This is a genomic window from Paraburkholderia sp. BCC1876, assembly GCF_902833695.1.
GTDB lineage: Bacteria > Pseudomonadota > Gammaproteobacteria > Burkholderiales > Burkholderiaceae > Paraburkholderia.
Window position 1 is genome coordinate 142,279 of the sequence record NZ_CADFGI010000012.1, and the last position, 17,326, is coordinate 159,604.

Genomic DNA, 17,326 nt, shown 5'->3' on the forward strand with positions numbered 1-17,326 from the left:
AGTTTTTTCAGATGTATGAACCAGTGCAAATCGGACCAGGACTGCTAGGGAGAGCACGATGGATAAGGAAATCGACAAACATGTCGCGTCAGAAGTCAGCAAGCAACTGATGGACGCTTACCTATCGGTCGAAAACGCTACGCGGATAATTCAGGAGCGGTGTTCAAAAGACGAATTCGAGGGGTTTCGCTCTGAGGCGGGGAAGGTCGCTGGAGGGCTATACCTTCTTCTTGAGCCATTGTGGAGAGCGTATCCAGACCTTGCGCCCGAAGGCCTGGACATGTCTGCCTCGAAGAAAAAGAAAAAGCCGTAGCAGCGCTGAAGGCGCATTCAACCCCGCCTTCGGTCTCGGCGCGATCTCGTCAGGAGGGCCGATCAACCCGCTCGCCGCGCGCAGATCGCGTCACAAATTGACCACCGTTGCCCCCATCCACACCGCGCCCAACAAAGCCATTCGCATCAAGCACTTAACCCGTTAGCCCAGGAGTTATCAACAACCCTGTCAACATAAACTGGGGATAACATTCAGGGCTGCCGATAGCTTGAGCGTCGTAACTATCCACCGCCGACACGCCACTGTCCTATTCCGCACCGCCCCCACAAATCCCAGCGCGTTCAACGTGTTAGCGAGCTTGTCAGAAGGTTGTCAACAGGTTCATCAACACAAACTGGGGATAACTCAGCGGATGTCAGTACGGAATCCCAGGTTTAGTCAGTTGACCACCGTCACGCTCGACGCGGGAACCAGCGCCGCCGCAGGCGCATTGGCAGAAGTCGCAGCGCCACCCGCCACTTCAACCGGCGGATTCCCCATCGCCTGAAACAACGCCGCCGTATCCGTCAACCTTGCGCTCGTATAGCGAATCTCATCGAGCTGCGCATTGCGGAACTGCTGCTCGCTGGATCGCGTCGACGCAATCGGCAACGCGCCCAGCCGATACCGTCCGGACGTCTCCTCGAAAATCCCCTGCGCCGAGCGCGCGGCGACGTTCGCCGAGTCCAGCGCCTGCGCGTCGTGTTCGAGCGCGGCGAGCGAATCGGCGACATTCTGGAAAGCCGCCAACACGGTCTGCTTGTACTGCAAGACCGTCGCGTCGTAGGTATCCACCGCCGCGCGTCGCTGCGCGAACAGCGCCCCGCCGTGGAACAGCGGCTGCGACAACGAAGCCCCCAGACTCCAGATCGCGCCCGCGCCCGACAGCGCTACCGGCCAGCTAAACCCGCCTTGTCCCATCGACGCGCTCAGCGACAGGCTAGGGAACATCTGCGCCGTCGCGACGCCGACATCGGCCGCGGCGGCCTTCAACGCGGCGTCGGCGGCCTGAATATCGGGCCGCGCGCGCAGCAACTCAGAAGGCACCACCACCGGCACCTGCTGGGGCAACTGCAACTGCGCGAGCACGAGATCGTCGGGCGCGGCGTCCGGCGTGCGGCCGAGCAGCACGGCCAGCGCATGACGCGTGGTCAACCACTGCTGCTGCAGACCCGGCAAGCTCGCCGACAGACTCGCCGCGCTTTGTTGCGCGCTCAACTGATCGGCATGCGAAACCGCACCGAGCACATAGCGCCGCTGCGTGTCGCGCGCCTGGTCGTTGGCGAGCGTCACGAGCCTTTCGGTTGTATCGATCTGCGCACGCAGCGCGGCGCTCGTGATAGCCGCCGTCACGATATTGGCAGCCAGCGCGCGCCGCGCCGCGTCGAACTGATACGCCTGCACATTCACGCGCGATGCAAGCGCCGCGTCGGCGAGCCGCGAGGCGCCGAACAGGTCGATCGTGTAGTGCGCCTCCAGTTGCCCGACGAAGACGTTGTACAGCATCGTGCCGGGCCCGAAGCCGGGAATCGTCAACGCACGATTGCGGGTCGCCTGGCCACCGGCGTCGATGGTCGGCAGCATCGAACTGCCGACCTGCGCACGCAACTGCTCGCGCGCGGCGGCCAGGCTCTTGTCGGTGGCGGCGAGCGTCGGGCTGTTGCGCAAGCCTTCGTCGACGAGCGCATTCAACGCGTCCGACTGATACTGCTTCCACCAGTCGGGCACCGGCTTCGCGCCGACCACGAATTGCTGTGTGACGCCTTGCGCGGCCACGGTCTGGGTCGGCTGTGAGGCGGCGCCGTAGTGAGCCGGCTGCGGCATCGCGGGCGGCTCGCCGTTGGGTCCGAACGAACAGGCGGCAAGCGCGAACGTAGCGCCGACCAGCGTGACGATGCGCGGATAGCGGGAGAGGGGGATCGTAGCCATGCTCAATTTCCCGAATGCGCCGTGCCGGACGGTGCCGGTGGCTCGCGCTCATCGCCGCGCACCCTGAACGAGGCGGCGTATAGCGCGGGCAGATAGAACAGCGTGAGGATGGTCGCGCTCGTAATGCCGCCCATCAGCGCGGTCGCCATCGGACCGAAGAAGTTCGAGCGCAACAGCGGAATCAGCGCGAGCACGGCCGCCGCGGCGGTCAGCGTGATCGGCCGGAAACGCCGCACGGTCGCGCCGACGATCGCGTCGAAACGCTTATGTCCAGCCGTAATGTCCTGCTCGATCTGATCGACCAGAATCACCGAATTGCGCATGATGATGCCGAACATCGCGATCACGCCGAGCATGGCGACGAAGCCGAACGGCTGGCCGAACAGCAGCAGCGTGAAGACCACGCCGATCAGCCCGAGCGGCGCGGTCAGCACCACCATCAGGACGCGCGCGAAGCTCTGCAGCTGGATCATCAGCAACACCAGCACGGCAATGATCATGATCGGCATTTGCGCGTTGATCGACGTCTGGCCCTTGCCGCTTTCCTCGACCGAACCGCCGATCTCGATCCGGTAGCCGACCGGCAGCGTCGCGCGAATCGAGCTCAACGCCTTGTCGACCGCATGCGTGACGTCGATGCCTTGCGCGCCCGGCGCCACGTCGGATTGCACGGTGATGGTCGGCTGGCGGTCGCGTTCCCAGATCACGCCGTATTCGAGATCGTTGCGCAGATGACCGAGCGTGCCGAGCGGCACCGGACCGTTCGGCGTCGGCATGGCCAGCGTGACGAGCTGCGAGGGATCGACGCGTTCCGCTTTCGGCGCGCGCAGATCGACGCTGATCAGCTTGTCACGTTCGCGATACTGCGTGACGGTGTAGCCGGACAAGGTCATCGCGAGGAAGCTGGAGATGTCGTCGGAGCTCACGCCGAGTTCGCGCGCTTTCTTCTGGTCGACTTCGAAGCGCACCGAGCGTTCGGCCGGTTCGTCCCAGTCGAACTGGACGTTGCGGGTGCCGCTGTCGGCGCGCAGCGTGGCCGCGACGCGCTCGGCGATCGAACGCACGGTGGCGATGTCGTCGCCGCTCACGCGGAACTGCACCGGATAACCGACCGGCGGCCCGTTCTCGAGACGCGACAGACGCGTGCGGATCGCCGGGAAGTTGTCGCGCAATTCCGGTTCGAGCCACTGCGCAAGCTTCTCGCGATCTTTCACGGATTTCGCGGTGATCACGAACTGCGCGAAATTCGGCGTCTGCAATTGCTGGTCGAGCGGCAGATAGAAGCGCGGCGCGCCGCTGCCGACGAAGTCCACCGTATGATCGATTTCAGGCCGGCCCACCAGCACTTTTTCGAGCCGTTGGGCTTCCCGCAGCGTCGCCTGGAACGACGCGCCTTCGGGTAGCCGCACGTCGACCAGCAACTCGGGACGGTCGGAGCTCGGGAAGAACTGTTGCGGCACCAGCGTGAAGCTCGCCATCGCCACCACGAACAGCACGACGGTGATCGCCAGCACGATGAAACGACGCTCGATGCACCAGCTGATCCAGCCGCGCAGCCGCTTGTAGAATCGCGTGTCGTAGATGTCGTGTTCGTGGTCCTCGGCTTCGTGCGCCTGGCGTTTGCGCTCGGGCAGCATGTGATAGCCGAGCAGCGGAATCAGCACGACCGCCGCGAGCCACGACGCGATCAACGCGATCGCCGACACTTCGAAAATGGACCGCGTGTATTCGCCGGTGCTCGACTTGGCGAGCGCGATCGGCAGGAAGCCGGACACGGTGACGAGCGTGCCGGTCAGCATCGGAAACGCGGTACTGGTGTACGCATACGCGGCCGAGCGCGTGCGGTTCCAGCCTTGCTCCAGCTTCACCGACATCATTTCGACGGCGATGATCGCGTCGTCGACCAGCAGCCCGAGCGCGAGCACCAGCGTGCCGAGCGACACCTTGTGCAAGCCGATATCGAACAGATACATGCACAGCGCGGTGACGGCGAGCACGACCGGAATCGAGATCACCACCACCATGCCGGTGCGCACGCCGAGCGACAGCAGACTCACCACCAGCACGATCGCAATCGCTTCGGCCACGGCTTCGAGGAAGTCGTCGACCGATTGCGCGACGGCGTGCGGCATGCTCGACACTTCGACGAGTTGCAGGCCGGTGGGCAGCGCGTGGCGCAACTGGACCATCTGGCTGTCGAGCGCCTTGCCGAGCTGGATCACGTCGCCGCCCGGCTGCATCGTCACGCCGATGCCGAGCACGGCCTTGCCGCCGGAGCGCATCTGGGTGACGACCGGATCGTCGTAGCCGCGTTTGATCGTGGCGATGTCGCCGAGACGGAACGAACGGTTGTTGATGCGGATCAGCGTGTCGGCGAGCGCGTTGACGTCCTTGAACTGGCCGGTGGGGCGCACGAACACGCGGTCGTCGGTGGTGGTCAGCGTGCCGGACGCCGAGACGCTGTTCTGCGAATTGATCGCCTGGCCGAGTTGCTGCGGCGAGATGCCCAGACGCGTGAGTTGCGTGTTGGTGATCTCGATGTAGATATGCTGATCCGGATCGCCGAAGTAATCGACCTTGCCGACGCCGGGCACGCGCAGCAGCACCGTGCGCAACTGGTCCGCGTAGTCGTGCAGTTGCGCGGCGGAAAAGCCATCGCCTTCGAGCGTGTAGATGTTGGTGTAGACGTCGCCGAACTCGTCGTTGAAGAACGGGCCTTGAATGCCCGGCGGCAACGTGGCCGCGATATCGCCGACTTTCTTGCGCACCTGATACCAGGTTTCGGGCACGTCCTTGACCGGCGCCGAGTCTTTCATCGAGAAGAACATCAGCGACTCGCCGGGGCGCGAGTAGCTGCGCACGAAGTCGATGGCCGGCGTTTCCTGCAATTTACGGCCGATGCGGTCCGTGACCTGTTCCTGCACCTGGCGCGCGGTGGCGCCGGGCCAGAAGGTGCGGATCACCATCACGCGGAACGTGAAGGGCGGGTCTTCGGATTGCGCGAGTTTCGTATAAGCGAGAATGCCGAACGCGGTGGCGAGCGCGATCAGGAAAACGACCAGCGCCTGATGGCGCAGCGCCCATGCGGACAGGTTGAAGCGTCCCTCTTCATGCGGGGTGCTCATGAAGCGAAGTCCTCGGGATGCAGCGGCGCGACCACCCGGACTTTTTCGCCGGCGCTCACGGTGTGCACGCCTTGCAGCACGATACGCTCGCCGTCCTTGAGCCCCTGGCCGATCACGATGGTGCGCTCGTTGTAACGCGTGACGGTGATGCGGCGCAGTTCCAGCGCGTTGTCCGCGGCGCGCACGACCCACACGGCCGGCTGTGTGCCGTCGTGGAACAGGGCCGTGGCGGCCACCGTGAAGGTGCTGTTCTGATTCGCGCTGCCGCTGCCATTGGCCGGCGCGGCGAGCGCGATATCCGCGGTCATGCCGAGGCGCACGTCCGGACCGGGATTCTCGAGCGTGAGTTTGGCGCGATAGGTGCGGCTTTGCGGGTCGGCGGCGGGCGACAGTTCGCGCACGCGCGCGCTGAACTTGCGGCCTGGCAGCGCGGCCAGCGTGACGCTCGCGGTTTGTCCGACCGACAGCGCGGCGAGCGCGCTTTCCGGCACGTCGCAGACCACGTCGACATCACCGCTCCACGCGAGGTTGTAGACGGCCTGACCGGCGGACACGTTCTGGCCGGTGTCGGCCTGCTCGGCGGTGATCACGCCCGCGTGATCCGCGCTCAATGTGGTGTACTGCAACTGATCTTTCGACAACGCGGCCTGCTGCGCGGCCTGATCGCGCTGCGCGGCCGCCGAGGCGTAAGCATTGGTGGTCTGTTCGAGCTGCGCGGGGGCGATCAGGTTTTCTTTCGCCTGCGCCTGGTCGCGATCGAGTTGCTGCTTCGCGTAGACGAGGCTGTGCTCCGCAGCGGCGAGTTGCGCCTGCGCGCTGGCCGCATTCTTCTGCTGATCGGCCGGGTCGAGCCGGGCGACGATCTGACCGTTCTTCACGACGTCGCCGAGGCGTACGAGCCGCTCGACGATCTTGCCGCTAACGCGAAACGACAGCGGCGTCGAATAACGCGCCTGGACTTCGCCGGGCAGCGACGCCGCCTGTTGGGCATTGCCATCGGCGTGAATCGCCACGGCAACCACCGGACGCGGCGTGCTTGCCGCCACTTCTTTCTTCGAGCACGCTGACAGCGTGACGACGCCGGCAAGCGCGAGCGCGATGGCGGCGCGCGGCACGCGCCGGCCATGCCGATGAGACTGCTGGCGCATCATTGACGATGCGGGAGGACCGGGACGCTTCACAATTACTCCAACAGGAGACAGCGTACGAACACGGCAAGCCGTAGCGGCCCGCCAGCGATAACGCCCATGCCGATTCATGCAACCAGCATACGCAGTTGACTTCGAATGAATGGGCGCATTCTAATACACGCCTGTATCTGAATGTGATGGTGAATCGAAATTCTTTTCGGTGCTAGACTTCCGCCCATGAAAAGGCAAAGACTCACTCGCGAGCAAAGCAAAGACCAGACGCGCCTGCGTCTGCTCGATGCCGCGCAAGCGATTTTTATGAAGAAAGGTTTTGTCGCGGCGAGTGTTGAAGACATCGCGGCGGCAGCGGGCTATACACGCGGTGCGTTCTATTCGAACTTCCGCGGCAAGAACGAGCTGTTTCTCGAGCTGCTTCGGCGCGATCACGAAGCCATGCAGGGCGGCCTGCGAGCGATCTTCGCGAGCGCGGCGTCGCGTGAGGAAATGGAGGCGCGCGTGCTGCGCTACTACAGCACGCTGCACTGCGAGAACAAGTGTTTCCTGCTGTGGGCGGAAGCCAAATTGCTGGCGGTGCGCGACGGCCGTTTCCGGATCCGCTTCAACGCGTTCATGCACGAGAAGCTGGAACAGTTGGGCGCGTATATTCGCGAGTTCTCGGCGCGGGTCGGCACGCCGATGCTGATGACGCCGGAAACGCTGGCGATCGGTTTGATGGGCTTGTGCGACGGCGTGCAGTTTTTCTACACGATCGATCCGCAGAACGTGCCGACGGAACTGGCGGAGAAGGTGCTGGCGGGATTCTTCGCGCGCGTGGTGTTCGGCCGCGACGCTTGATGGACCGGATGGGCGGCGCGCGACAGACGGCGCGTGATGAGAGCACGCGCTGACGTACGGGGAGGGTCAGTGCGCCCGCGCTACGAAGTCAGGCGGCGTGCCGGCAGCGTGGCTGCCGCCCGTTGCGTTGATCAGTTGGTCGGGAATTGCGCGCAGGCGTCGGCAACCGGCGACGAGCAGGCGAACGAATATTGCCCGCTGTAGCGCAGGGCTTCTTCGCCGACATGCAGGACGACCCTGATATCCGGGCAGCGCTCATACGCGATAAAGGCCGAACAGGCCGCCGCGGACCAGCAAACCAGCGAAAACGCGATTTTTTCCAGAAGCTGAAAACGATGTGTCATAGCGATTAATTTCCTTTCGGGCGCTATGTTACCAGCATCTAAGGGTTTCTACCTACTCCAAATCCGCAATAAACCTCGCAAAAAGTAGCGAGCGCGTCCGCGTCAACCTGACCGGATTGTCATGTTCGAGTCAGTGTTGGGACATGATCGGATCGATACAATCGGAAGCGTTGGGCAAACCCGCGCGCGCTTGGCCGCCCGGGTCGACACAGGCGGCCAGAGGTGGCGCCGGCCCGGCTTTACCGAGGCAGGAGTCGTCCCATGAATCAATTGCAATCCATGCGCGTGTTCGTCAAAGTGGCCGATCTCGGCAGTTTCGTCGGCGCGGCCGGCGCGCTGGATCTGTCCACCGCGGTCGTCACGCGTCACGTTGCCGATCTGGAAGCGCGCCTCGGCACGCGGCTGCTCAATCGCACCACGCGCCGTCTGTCGCTGACCGAGTCGGGCAGCACATATCTGGAGCGCGTGCGGCACATTCTCGACGACCTCGAAGGCGTCGAGCAGATGGTGGTGGCGCGCAATCACGAACCGGTCGGCACCTTGCGGATCGTGGCGCCCGTGGTGTTCGGGCTGCATAGTCTCGCGCCCGTGGTGCAGTCGTACGCGGCGCGCTATCCGGATGTGATGCCGGACGTCACGCTGGCGGATCGCCAGGTGGATCTGGTCGAAGAGGGTTACGACGTCGGCATCATGGTCACGCGGCACATGCGCAGCGCGAGCATCGTTACGCGGCGCCTGACCACCGGCTATATGACGGTTTGTGCAACGCCCGCCTATCTGGCGCAGCACGGCACGCCGACGCGCCCCGAGCATCTGCTCGAGCATCCGTGTCTGAGCCGGCCTTCGGAGCAGGGCGGCGACGAGCGGGTGTTCACCGGCCCGGACGGCGAGGTCCGCGTGCGGCCCAGCAATGCGATCGCCGCGAACAACACCGAAATGCTCAGGCAGTTCGCGCTGCTGGGCATGGGCGTCGCGATTCTGCCGAGTTACCTGATTGGCCGCGATCTGGCGTCCGGGCGGCTCGTGCCGTTGCTGGGCGACTACCGGTTGCCGCAGATCGAAATCACGATTGCGTATCCGAGCCGCTTGCACTTGCCGGCGAAGGTGCGAACCTTCATCGATCATCTGGTCGAGTATTTCCAGCCGGGTCAGCCGTCGTCGCGCGATCGGTCGGCGTCGGCGTTCGCTGTGACCGCGCTGGATCCCGCGCACGATCTGCCGGAAGCGGATTTGCACAGCGACACGGTGCGTCCGGTGCGCAGTGCGGTGCGGACGCGAAGCGCGGCTTCGGTGTCGGCTTCGTCGCCGATCTGATTGAAAATGGGGCGTTGCAGACGGGCATTCTTTTCATGCTCGCGTGCCGACGCCCCTTTTTATCGTCGCCGATCTGATATTCAGGCGCCGTATTTCTTCTTCAGATAGTCGATAAGATGGAACCCCACAATCCCTCCGGCCACGTTGACTTTCGACCAGTTCCAGAACTCTAGTTGCGCCTTGAGTTGTCGATCGCGGAAATAGCCGGAAACGTCATTGTCGAATTCGCTCTGAAGTCGCGACCTTTCTCTGATAACGCCCTGCATGCTATTGTCGCCGTTTCCGTACCTGTACAGCGCATCCTCGTAATACGCCTTCCTGCCTTCGATATACTTAATGGAGTCGTCGTTTTTTCTGTAAGGCATCAGCCTGGTGACGGCATTTCCTTCGCCCGCGAGCGGCCACTTGAAAGATATTTTTTTCAGGGATTTGAGTGCGCGATCGTCCAGTTTGAATATGGGGCTGTCGTCGTTGAGCGCCTCGCGCTGCAGGATATACAGATCCCGTTTGAAGTCCTGACGGGCAGTCAGTTCATTTCTATACGTGTTCGGGGTAATCTGGGGCATCGATTTTGTTGGGTCTGAAATTGTTTCGTGAAATTTCGAGTTGAACAAAACCAGATCCATGGTTTGATCGTCGATGTAATTTTTTAGATTGATTTGCTGATTTTTTATCAGAGCTTGCCAGATCTTTGAAAGATTTTTCCCTTTGGTTTCTTCGGTCCCCCACACTTCCTGCCATCGTTTCATGAAGGGCGAATTTTTTTCGTTTGAAAGCGGGCCGATGGTCGAGTTTTTATTTGCTCCAAAATAAGGCTCCTTCGTGCCCATGTTGAGCCATGCCGGATTCCGATCCATTTTTAAATGGCCGAGCTGGCGGTTGGCATCATCGATGGACTTGAATTTTGAGTAAAAGAACAACTCGCGGTCGCTCGGCGGCGGCGGCAGGGGCCGGTCCTGCCCCCTGAGGGGTCTGGGAGGCGCATGGGTTCCATTGGCTGCGCGTTCAGATCGTTCAGGCGCCGTTGATAATCTCCATTGCTCTCCACTCGCCTGGCGTGAAGTCGACGCAACAGGTGGCTCATCGCAAAAGCCTGACCGTGTTCCGGCTGCCGTGGACACGGATGCCTGATCGATGCCTGACGGCAGCTTCGAGTAATGGGCGCTTTCCGCCCTCGGATTGGCGATCACTTGCGCATCGGGTGGCGGGATTTGTTCAGTTGTTCCTGCTCGCAATCGCGGTGGTCGGGTCGGACCGAGCGGATAACCGAGTTGCCCGTTGACACGCTGTGGCGGATTAAAAAATGACTTGAACGCGGAGGTCGTCGTTGACTCCAACGCGGGCGCCTCGGCATAAATGCGCGGTTGGGTCGCTGACGACATCTCCTGTCGATTCGGCTGGGGAGTGGCCCCGGCGCCGTCATTCCCGAACGGGACAGACTGAGGTTTAAGCGGCGGCGGATCTTGCAAACCTGGCTGCGGCTGATCCTGGTTAGTCGCGATTTTCATAACTCCACTCCGTGGGCGGTAATGAGCCGTGCCGGCATCGGCAGGAGTGTTCAGTATTCGGGGAAATATTCTGGCCAGGTGGTACATAGGTGCGCCGACGCGGCGGCCGGCGCATCCGCGTTTCTTACCGGCTAGATCCACACGTCATTTTCGGCGGTGCGGTCGCTGGTTTCGTCGCCGGTATTTTTCACGCCGCGCGGCTCGATCAGCAGCATCTTGACCTCGCGTTCGGCGTACGGCTTGTGCTCGACACCCTTGGGCACCACGAACATTTCCCCCGCTGAAATCAGCACGAAACCGTCACGCATGTCGATCCGCAACTGGCCGTCGAGCACGATGAAGGTCTCGTCGGTATCGGCGTGTTCGTGCCAGATGAACTCGCCTTCGATCCGCACCACCTTGAACTGGTAGTCGTTCATTTCGGCGACCACGCGTGGCTGCCAATGATCGTGAATACGGCTGAGTTTGTCGGCGAAGTTGATGGGCTGGTAGGACGGTTGGGTCGTTTGATCGTTTGACATGGAAAGCGCCTCCTGAGCACGATGGGTCAGGCCGAAGCATAGAGCGCGATACGCTTCGGGGTCTTGCACGTTTGTGCGCGCTCAGGCGGCGCGACGCGGCGGGGTTTGGCTTATCAGCAAGGACGCACGCGCCTTCTCAGGCGTCGTGTCCGCCTTCGTCTTGGGCCTCGCCTTTGCCTGTGCCTGCGGCTGCGGCCAGTCCCGGTCTACGCCTTCGTTCAGCGCATACCCGGCGCCGGAGCACCCAGCATCTTCAGCCACTGCGCCGGCGCCACGCCCCACGCGCGTTTGAAATGCCGCGTCATATGGCTCTGATCGGTGAAGCCGCTGGCGGCGGCCGCATCGGCGAGCGACATGCCATGAACCACCAATTTCCGGACCCGATCGAGACGCCGCATGGTCAGATATCGATGCGGGCTGGTGCCGAATAGCGCGCGAAAATCCCGCGACAAACTCCAGCGGTCACGACCGGCCGCGGTAGCCAGTTCGTCGAGCGTGACTGCGCTTTCGAGCGAGGCGAGCAGATACTCGCGAGCGCGTGCCGCAGCCTGAAAATCCACCGGCCGGCGTGTGCCCGCGGCGCCGGCCACGGCGTCGAGCGCGATCGCCAGGTCGTAGAGCGCGTCGTCCTGTTCGAGCGGGTCGAGCGCGTTATCCATGGTGCGCAGCAGGTTCGCGGTGGCGTTGAAGAGACGCGGATCGTCCGACAGGCCGCCTTTGACGAACGGCAACGGCTTGCCGCCGAGCGCCTGCTGCAACAGCGCCGGGTCGACATAGACCATGCGGTAGCGGAAGCCGTCGCCGGTGCCGGCCTGGCCGTCATGCGGCTCGTCGGGGTGCAGCACCATCGTGCCGCCCGGCAGGCTGTTGCGGGAACCGCCGCGATAGCGAAAGTTCTGCACGCCGGCCAGCGTGTGGCCGATGGCGTAGGTATCGTGCCGGTGCATCGCGTAGGCGGTGTGATGAAAGAACGCCTCGATCCGCTCGATGCCGTTCGCGGCGTCCGAAAGCGGTGAGCGATAGATCCAGTCGGCGCCGGGTTTTTGCATGGAAGGCGGCCGCGCCGAAGCGCTTGGCTCAGACGCCGCCGCCCCTGGCGCAAGCAAACGCGGCAACACGTCCCGCGCTCGACTCACGCGCCGAGACCCGGGCCGAAACTACCGCCGATCAGCCGCGTCACGGAGTCGACGTCGGCGTAATCCTGTTCCGGCAAACCGTCGAGCATCGACAGCACTTCGTTGCTCGCACCGGCTTCGCGGGCGGCGTCGACGAGGGCATCTTTGTTCGCCGGGAAATGGACTTCGCCGAGCACGTCGGCGATTTGCAGATCAATCGATTCACCGGGAATGGCCGATGCGGTCATGCAAACGCTCCTGCGGATTCGTTGGAAGGATGAAGCCTGCGATTCGACTTAACGACAAAACACGCAACTTTAACAAGATCAAGCACGCGCGCGTCGCCGTCAGGTCTGAAGATGCTCGTTCTGGCCGGTAAAGCTGCGTTCGAGATGTCGGGATTTCGGCAGCGCAATATGTTGCCATTGTTGCGGACGGGTGTCGTCCGTGGCGGCGACGCCCGGCGCTGCGGGGGCAACCGGTGCGGCATTGGCGCGTTCGGCGAGGCCGCTCGCATCGGTGCCGTCGCGCGCGGTATGCACCGGCGCGGCGAAACACGAAGCTGACAGTGTCACCATGGTCAACAGTGTCGAGGTTTTCATCGCCCGACCTCCTAAGCTCATGCGGCGCTGTCAGTTGAGCAAGCGCTGTGCCGTCCCCGCGTCGAAAGGAAGGCGCAAGCTACGCGCGATGTCGTCGTATGCGAATCGCGTGCTTCTACCATCTTAGATGGCAAAACCTGCAACGCGCGCACATTTGCGACAAAACGGTATTGTAAATTTCAAATGATGGCAGCCAGAAGGCAAGTCCAGGTCAAGTCGGAAATAGTGCGGCGGCGAACTGGCCGCAAAGGCCTGGTGAGCGGCTCTGCTGCGGCGCGGCAAAGCATCAAAGCATCAAAGCGGTAAAGCGGTAAAGCATCAACGCGGCAAGTCTCGGCGGCCTTGCCTTACCGCAGGCCCTCGAATCCACGTGCTCCGGCAAGCCGCTCAGCGCAACACCTCGAACCGGGTCCACGGCCACGACGGCCGGTCGCGCATATACCCGTTCAGCCAGTTCCACTGCGGATGCCGCTTCATGAACGCCTGCGCATCGAACGGCCGTCCGCACGGATGCCCCCAACGCGCGGCGAACGCCATCGCGCTCGCCATTTCGCTATCGGCCACTTTGCCGTCATTCGCGCCCCACGGATTGAACGGCCCCTGATCGTTACCGCCGAAGCGCGCGTCGTCCAGTTCCAGATGCCCGCAGATGGTGCGCGAGCAGGGGTTGTCGTTACGGTCGAGATACACGTCGTGATGATCGGCGATCATCGCTTTGGCCAGTTCGACATCGATCTTGCCGTGATGCAGTTCCGCGAGTTGCATGAAGCGCAAACGCCGCGCGCCGTTCTTGCGCACGTCGGTGTAATCCTCGCCTTCGCCGATGCATTCCTGGTTGCGGATCTTCAGATCGGTCGCGGTGTTATAGCCGCTGTAGAACCCATCCTTCGTGCTTTCGAAGCCGGCGTAATGCAGCCCGAGTTCGTAGCGTGCGATCTCGCCGGTCCTGGTGTCGCCGAGCAGCCAGCTGTTCGCGTAGCCGCCGTTATTGGCGAGCGCGAACATCTCGCACCATTCGGCGATGCTGTTCGCGTATTGCGACGCGCGCCGCGAGCGGTAGAACTCGGGTGCGCCGGCCGCGTTATAGCCGACGAAGTTCGAGATCGTGGTTTCGGTCACCATCAGCCCGGCGGCGGTGATCCAGAAGTCGGTGAGGCTCGAAATGCAGCCCGGCAAGCCTTGCATGAGAATGCGGTTGCCGCGCTCCGGCACGATGTCGAACACCACGTTGAACGCGTCGCCGGCGGCGTAGCGGTCCCACGAGTTGTGGGCCATCACGATGCGGCCGTCGCGCGTGGCGCTGCCGGTCGCGATGAACGCGCTGCAATGATGGCCGCGCCGTCCGCGCCACGGTTTCAGACCCAGCTCGGGCTTCTGCTGCGCCGCATGAGCCGGCCACCAGCTTTGCAGCAGATCCATGTAGCCGTTCCACGCCAGCACTTCGGCGAACGGCAGCTTCGCGCCGTCGGCGATGCCCTGGATTTCGTCGGCGAATTCGGTGTCGAGCTGGTTGGCGAACTGCGACACGGCGGCGCCGACGAAGGTGTCGAAGTCTTCGCCGGTGTCCCATTTCGCGAGGTAGCGGGCCGTGTGGATCGCGTTGCGGATTTCGGCGGCGAGCAACTGGCCGTGCTGCTCGCCGCGATCGTACGGCTCGCCTTCGATATGCACGAAAATCCAGCCCGCCTGATCGCGGCGCGCGGCTTCGTGTGACGGTTCGCTCATCTTCGCTCCGGTGCTCACTTTTCGCTGCAGCGGTCTCCCTATTGTAGAAAATCTGCCGGGCTTTGCACGGCGCGCAAGGGCAACCGGGAGAAGCTCAGCGCGTCGGATTCATCCGGAAATAAGCATCGAGCAGCGAAGTTTTATATACGACGCCCGCGAGTTTCGGATGCGCGGCGCTCTCCACGACCGGCAGCCGTTCGCCCTGAAACGCCATGAAGTGCTGCAACGCGACGCCGAGCGGCATGTCGGGCGTGAGCACGTCGAAATGCGGCTGCAGATAATCGGCGGCGGTCTTCGCGGAAGTGTCGCGTTTCTCGAGCAGGTCGGAGGTAATGTCTTTCAGCGCGACCACGCCGAGAAACGCGCCGGACTCGTTGGCCACGTACAGATACTTCACCGGATACTCGAGAAACACGCGCGTCATGTCGTGCACGGTGGCGTTCGGCGGCACGACGGTTTCGGCCGGCCGGATCAGTTCGCGCATCTGCGTGGAGCGCAGCCGCGTGCGCTCCTGTTCCTCCTGATTACGGTGCAGCGTGATCTCGTACATCGACGTCTTGCCGATCGCGCGCGACACGAAATACGCGACCACGCACGACAGCATCAGCGGCAGCACCACCTGATAGCTGAGGGTCATCTCGAAGATCATCAGGATCGCCATCAGCGGCGCCTGGGTCGCGCCGGCCAGGAACGCGCCCATGCCGACCATCGCGTACGCGAACGGCGCCGAGGTGCCGTGCGGCCACAGCGCATGCATGCCCTGGCCGAACAGCGAGCCGACCACCGCGCCGACGAACAGCGTCGGCGTAAATACCCCGCCGACCGCGCCGGAACCCGCGGTCGCCGCGGTTGCGACGAGCTTGAACACCAGCACCAGCACGAGCGCGGTCCATGTCCACGGCGAATGCAGAATCGAGTTGACCACGCTATAGCCGTTGCCCCACACCTCGGGCGACCAGACCGACAGAATGCCGACCACCAGACCGCCGATCGCGAGCCTCACCGGCAGCGGCAACGGCAGCTTGCGAAAGCTCGCCTTCGAGACGTCGAGCAGCCGCAAAAACTGCGGCGCCGCCGCGCCGCACAGCGCGCCGAGCGCGACGAACAGCAGCACCTCGAGGCCGGCCACCGGCGGAAACACCGGCATCTCGTACGGCGGCCTGTAGCCGGCGAATTCACGCATCGTGATGTTGGCGACCACGGCCGCGACCACCACCGGCCCGAAGCTTTCCATGGCGATGGAACCGAGCACGATTTCGGTGACGAAAAACGCGCCGGCAATCGGCGCGCTATACGCGGACGTGATACCGGCCGCCGCGCCGCACGCCACCAGCAGACGCAGCCGCGGCGGATCGAGATGCACCCAGCGTCCGATCAGCGACGCGGCCAGCGCCGCCAGTTGCACCATCGGCCCTTCGCGGCCGATCGAGCCGCCGCTCGAAATCGTGAACAGCGACGACACGCTGCGCCAGAAGCTCAGCTTCACCGGCACCACGCCGTCGCCGATCGCGACCGCTTCCATGTAGTCGACGTGGCTGTTCTTGTCCGTATGACGCCGCGCGATCAGCAGGAAGAACCCGGCAATCAGACCGCCGGCAGCGGGCAGCCAGATCCGTACCGTCCACGGCAGGCTGCGGGCCATTTCGACGAAGCTGCCGGACTTGCCGACCGTCGCCAGTTGCAGCAACGCGATGGCCTCGCGAAAGGCGATCGTCGCGAAGGCGCCGGCGACGCCGACCACCACCGACCAGACCAGCATCGTGTGGGCTTCGGAAAGACGGAACAAATGTTGGGCGCGGGTGCGCAGCTTCAGCAGGAATGAAAGCACGTCGGCGTGACAGGGTGTGAGAGGTTGGACGGCATGCTGAGCCACCGCAGCGCGCCCGCAACGGACGGCGGGCGCGCTGCGACGGCTGGGCGGTGAAGGGCGGCGCGGCTCAAGCCGCCGCCTTGTCGAGTTCGGGATAGTGCCGGAAGATGCACGCCTCGTTATGCTCGATGCGGCGCTCCGACTGCAGATACGCGGCGATGTTCGGCCGCTCGATCACCGCGTCGTGCAACGCGGCGAGCCGCGGATAGTGTTCGCCGAAGCGCTTGAGCGCGCGCGGAAACGCGTACAGCAGGCCGTCGATCAACTGGAACATCGACAGGTCGACGTAGCTGAGCGCATCGCCGACCATCCAGGTGCCGCCGGCCGGATTCTGCTTCAGCACGCGCTCGAAGTACGTCATGAACTTCGGAATCCGGTTGTCGATGAAGTCATGCGCGCGCACCTTCGCGGCGTCTTTCTGGTCTTCGTAATACAGCGCGCTGGCGAGCGGATGATGCGTGTCGTGCGCTTCGGTAACCATGTCGGCGATGGTCAGTTGCAGGCCGTTGGCGACGTAGCGCAGGCTCTCCATCTGCGGCGCCAGATTGAGTCGCGGCCCCAGATAAAACAGAATGTTGGCGGTCTGAGCGATCACCAGATCGCCGTCTTTCAGAAACGGCGGCGCGTACGGCGGATAGGGCTCGTCGCGGCTTTTCATGAGGGCCATCATCGCGTTGGTGCCGAGGCCGTCCGACGGCTCGCCGCGCGCCACTTCCACATAGTCGGCGCCGGCTTCTTCCAGCGCCAGCCGCACGAATTCGCCGCGGCCCTGCAGGCCGTCCCAATAGTAAAGTTCCAGGCTCATCGATCGATCCTCATTCCGGTTGCCCATGCGTCTCTTGAACGGGCAGGTTGCACGACGGATTGCGTGAACTGACGACGTCAGCAACCAGTATGCCGTGCGCTCGGGCCGGATGGGGCGCCGGAATGCGCAAAACCCCGCACGCGGCGGGGTGGGTTCGAAGGCGGGCGGCG

15 protein-coding genes are annotated in these 17,326 nt (G+C 63.4%); 3 read left to right on the forward strand and 12 right to left on the reverse strand.

What is annotated here, in order from left to right:
- Positions 1 to 58 precede the first annotated feature (58 nt).
- On the forward strand, positions 59 to 313 hold the full coding sequence (locus HWY05_RS32080) for a hypothetical protein (protein ID WP_176060855.1): 255 nt from the start codon (positions 59 to 61) through the stop codon (positions 311 to 313).
- 399 nt (positions 314 to 712) lie between these two features.
- On the opposite strand, the gene HWY05_RS32085 is transcribed toward HWY05_RS32080, so the two are convergent.
- The 3 genes from HWY05_RS32085 to HWY05_RS32095 are packed head-to-tail and all read right to left on the reverse strand — an operon-like array spanning position 713 to position 6,515.
- Positions 713 to 2,242 carry an efflux transporter outer membrane subunit gene (locus HWY05_RS32085; protein ID WP_176060856.1) on the reverse strand — a complete coding sequence of 510 codons (1,530 nt, stop codon included), beginning with the start codon at positions 2,240 to 2,242 and terminating at the stop codon, positions 713 to 715.
- Positions 2,243 to 2,244: 2 nt separating this feature from the next.
- The gene (locus HWY05_RS32090) at positions 2,245 to 5,367 is read right to left on the reverse strand and encodes an efflux RND transporter permease subunit (RefSeq protein WP_176060857.1); all 3,123 of its coding nucleotides are present in this window, start codon (positions 5,365 to 5,367) and stop codon (positions 2,245 to 2,247) included.
- Complete coding sequence (locus HWY05_RS32095) at positions 5,364 to 6,515, reverse strand: efflux RND transporter periplasmic adaptor subunit (RefSeq protein WP_176060906.1); 1,152 nt, start codon at positions 6,513 to 6,515, stop codon at positions 5,364 to 5,366. The genes HWY05_RS32090 and HWY05_RS32095 overlap by 4 nt, the downstream gene beginning before the upstream one ends.
- Positions 6,516 to 6,734: 219 nt before the next feature.
- Here HWY05_RS32095 and HWY05_RS32100 point away from each other — a divergent pair, with 219 nt between their 5' ends.
- Complete coding sequence (locus tag HWY05_RS32100; RefSeq protein WP_035545883.1) at positions 6,735 to 7,352, forward strand: TetR/AcrR family transcriptional regulator; 618 nt, start codon at positions 6,735 to 6,737, stop codon at positions 7,350 to 7,352.
- 131 nt (positions 7,353 to 7,483) lie between these two features.
- Here the strand turns inward: HWY05_RS32100 and HWY05_RS32105 are convergent, their stop codons facing one another.
- Positions 7,484 to 7,696: a hypothetical protein gene (locus tag HWY05_RS32105; RefSeq protein WP_035545882.1), complete on the reverse strand. Its 213-nt coding sequence runs from the start codon at positions 7,694 to 7,696 to the stop codon at positions 7,484 to 7,486.
- A 261-nt stretch (positions 7,697 to 7,957) separates the two neighbouring features.
- Between HWY05_RS32105 and HWY05_RS32110 the strand changes: the two genes are divergently transcribed.
- Positions 7,958 to 9,010 carry a LysR family transcriptional regulator gene (locus tag HWY05_RS32110; protein WP_176060858.1) on the forward strand — a complete coding sequence of 351 codons (1,053 nt, stop codon included), beginning with the start codon at positions 7,958 to 7,960 and terminating at the stop codon, positions 9,008 to 9,010.
- Between the two features lie 80 nt (positions 9,011 to 9,090).
- On the opposite strand, the gene HWY05_RS32115 is transcribed toward HWY05_RS32110, so the two are convergent.
- From HWY05_RS32115 to HWY05_RS32150, 8 genes are all read right to left on the reverse strand, one after another.
- The gene (locus HWY05_RS32115) at positions 9,091 to 10,518 is read right to left on the reverse strand and encodes a hypothetical protein (RefSeq protein ID WP_176060859.1); all 1,428 of its coding nucleotides are present in this window, start codon (positions 10,516 to 10,518) and stop codon (positions 9,091 to 9,093) included.
- Positions 10,519 to 10,649: 131 nt separating this feature from the next.
- The gene (locus HWY05_RS32120) at positions 10,650 to 11,039 is read right to left on the reverse strand and encodes a cupin domain-containing protein (protein WP_176060860.1); all 390 of its coding nucleotides are present in this window, start codon (positions 11,037 to 11,039) and stop codon (positions 10,650 to 10,652) included.
- A gap of 218 nt (positions 11,040 to 11,257) precedes the next feature.
- Positions 11,258 to 12,088: an AraC family transcriptional regulator gene (locus HWY05_RS32125; RefSeq protein WP_176060861.1), complete on the reverse strand. Its 831-nt coding sequence runs from the start codon at positions 12,086 to 12,088 to the stop codon at positions 11,258 to 11,260.
- A gap of 83 nt (positions 12,089 to 12,171) precedes the next feature.
- Positions 12,172 to 12,402: a DUF2795 domain-containing protein gene (locus HWY05_RS32130; protein ID WP_035545870.1), complete on the reverse strand. Its 231-nt coding sequence runs from the start codon at positions 12,400 to 12,402 to the stop codon at positions 12,172 to 12,174.
- Positions 12,403 to 12,501: 99 nt separating this feature from the next.
- On the reverse strand, positions 12,502 to 12,756 hold the full coding sequence (locus HWY05_RS32135; RefSeq protein WP_176060862.1) for a hypothetical protein: 255 nt from the start codon (positions 12,754 to 12,756) through the stop codon (positions 12,502 to 12,504).
- A 387-nt stretch (positions 12,757 to 13,143) separates the two neighbouring features.
- The gene (locus HWY05_RS32140; RefSeq protein WP_035545866.1) at positions 13,144 to 14,481 is read right to left on the reverse strand and encodes a C45 family peptidase; all 1,338 of its coding nucleotides are present in this window, start codon (positions 14,479 to 14,481) and stop codon (positions 13,144 to 13,146) included.
- Positions 14,482 to 14,575: 94 nt separating this feature from the next.
- Entirely contained in the window at positions 14,576 to 16,309 is a 1,734-nt protein-coding gene (locus tag HWY05_RS32145; RefSeq protein ID WP_035545865.1) for a ClcB-like voltage-gated chloride channel protein, read from the reverse strand.
- Between the two features lie 109 nt (positions 16,310 to 16,418).
- Entirely contained in the window at positions 16,419 to 17,156 is a 738-nt protein-coding gene (locus HWY05_RS32150; protein ID WP_176060863.1) for a glutathione S-transferase, read from the reverse strand.
- Positions 17,157 to 17,326: the final 170 nt, after the last annotated feature.